2 protein-coding genes are annotated in these 2,457 nt (G+C 74.1%); one reads left to right on the top strand and one right to left on the bottom strand.

Annotated elements, in window-relative coordinates:
* Window positions 1–283, bottom strand: a 283-nt coding sequence (locus AE652_RS48230; RefSeq protein WP_234348421.1) for a hypothetical protein, incomplete at its 3' end; no start/stop codon positions are given.
* A 25-nt stretch (window positions 284–308) separates the two neighbouring features.
* Here AE652_RS48230 and AE652_RS17550 point away from each other — a divergent pair.
* A partial coding sequence (locus tag AE652_RS17550; protein WP_369808304.1) for a hypothetical protein occupies window positions 309–2,457 on the top strand: 2,149 nt, incomplete at its 3' end.

Raw genomic sequence — 2,457 nt, 5'->3', positions numbered from 1 at the left:
CCGAGAGCACGGCCCCGGGCAAGGGGGACCGGCCCACCCCGGACCAGACGCGGCAGAACGGCCGGCAGGAGGGGACGACGACGAAGTCCGAGGGCTCGGCGCCGAAGAAGCCCACCGTGCGGCCGTTCGGTCCCGAGAAGGTGAGGACCCTCGCCGATGGCCCCCAGGACGGGGCGGGGCCGAGGAGCAGCACCTCGGAGTCGGGGATGCGATCCGGCGGCTCCAACGTGAAGACCGTCACCGAGGCCAAGCCGACCGAATCGGGGGCGGGCGGCTCGACCAAGGTCGGATCGTCCACCGAGAAGCCCGTGAGCAAGACGGAACCCTTCTCCGGCCGGGGCGATCGTCTCGGCGGGGGGGCGCGGGTCTCCGAGGACGCCGGAGCGTCGAACCGAACCGGCCCGCGGAGCGGATCCCAGCAGGAGTTCCCGAACGCGGAGACATCGACGAACAGCCGGGGTCCGCAGTCGGAGCTGGCGGCGAAGCAGGAGACCGCGGCGAACGCCCGGATCGCCAAGGCCAAGGCCGAGGCCGATGCGGCGGCAGCGGCGAAGGTGGGTGCGGGGTCCGAGGCCGGCAACGCGGGGGCGAAGGTGAAGTCCGGTGCGGGGGTGGGGGGTTCGGCTTCGTCGGAGCGGGTCAAGTCGCCGTCGGAGTCGGCGGAGTCGGCGGAGATGCGGGAGGCCGCGGCGAAGCGGGAGGCCGCGGGGAAGGCTTGGGTGACGCCCAAGGCCGAGGCCGACGCGGCGGCGGTGGAGAAGCCCGGCGCCGGATCGGCTGCCCGGCCCCGGGTGCCGGAGAAGCCTTCGCCGGAGGCGCGGGGCGAGGAGGCCCGGCTGACGGCGCAGAAGCACGCGGAGGTCATGGACCGCTGGCTGGAGCACAAGCGGCAGGACCCGGAGACCAGGAAGCTGACGGAGCAGCGTGCCGAGGAGGCGCGCCAGGCGGCGGAGAAGCAGGCGCAGCGGCGGGCGGAGGTGGCCGCGGAGCGGCGGGAGCGGGCCGCTGCCGAGCGGGAGGCGTCCGAGCGGACGAAGGCGCAGGTCGCGGAGGCCGAGGCCCGGGCCGACCGCCGGCGAGCGGAGGCGGCGGCCGCCGAGGACGCCCGGTGGCGGGAGCTGTTGCAGGACCTGCGGGACAAGTCGGGTGGGAACTCCGGGACGATCGGGGAGATCTCCTTCGCCGAGGCCAGGGCCCGGATCACCCAGCGGGCCGATGCCGCGTTGCGCAAGCCCATGCGCGAGTACACGGGGCCGGCGGACTTCGAGGCGATGGACCGCTACCTGGCACCCCACCTGGTGGCCGCCGAGGCCGAGGCCTGGCACGAGCTGGCGCGCGAACTCGGCATCAACGTGGGCTCGTTGGCTCGGCAGGGCCTCATGCCGACGTTCCCCCGGAACCTTCCGGAGCGGCCCGGCGGGAGGGTCGCCTTCGAGGCCGAGGCGTCCCCGGTCTCGAAGACCGGACCGGTCGGGGACAAGGGCAAGGGCCTGGCCGTCGAGCCGGTTGAGACTGTCGAGGCCGGCAAGCCCGGCAAGCCCGTCGAGGCCGTCGTGAAGGAGCCCGAGGAGGAGATCACGGTTCTGCGGGCTCCGAACCCGGACGAGACCTGGGCGCAGATGGAGGCCCGGGAGGCCCGCGAGCTGGCGGCGGCGATCGAGCTGTCGACGCGGCTCCGGCAGGAGCCGAGCGGGGGCGGGGGTCCGATCACCTCGGCGTCGGCCGCGTCCGGGAGCCGGACCGGGGCGGCGCTGACGCCCGAGGCCAAGGCGAAGCTCCTCCAGGTTCCCACGCAGGCCCTCGACGAGGTCTCCCCGGCGGAGGGGTCGGCGTCGACTCAGCCGGAGGTGCCCGTCGTCGCGCAGCCGGAGGCGCCTTTCACGGCGCAGGAGTTGATCGACGAGCTGGTCGGCCTGATGCCCGGGGTTCCCCAGGCGCCGGCGGGTCTGCTGGGTCCGGACGTGTTCGGTGACCGGGTCGTCCCGCCCGCTCCGGAGTTCCTCCAGGGCTACGACTACCGGCAGTTGAAGTCGGAGTCCCGGGTGGCGTTCTTCCGGGCGCTGGACCTGGTGCGCGCGACCGCGCCGACGGCCGAGGGGCTCGCCCCGGAGACGCTGGGCCAGCACCCGGAGTCGGTCGTCGAGTCCAGTGGGATCCGGACGATGTCGCGGACTGCCGGTTCGGGGTTTCTGCGGAAGTGGGTGCGCATTCCGCGGCTGGTGCACTCGATCTGGCTGGGTGGTCCGCTGTCGGCGGACAACGAGCACACCGGCCCGTTCATGACCAATGTGCAGGACTCGGCGGACGGTCCGGGCCAGGAGTTCACCCATGTGATCTGGACGGATGTCACCCGTGCCCGGGTCGCCGAGGCCAGGGCGGCCGAGGGGACGGGCGACGACACGCCCGAACTCGCCACCGTACGGGCGATGGTGACGTGGGCGGGGACCCGACCGCGCG

Origin of the sequence: Kitasatospora sp. MY 5-36, assembly GCF_001182915.1 — a bacterium.
Taxonomy (GTDB): domain Bacteria; phylum Actinomycetota; class Actinomycetes; order Streptomycetales; family Streptomycetaceae; genus Kitasatospora.
The sequence above is the reverse complement of the archived record's forward strand: the minus strand, read 5'-3'. Positions and strand labels throughout refer to the sequence as shown.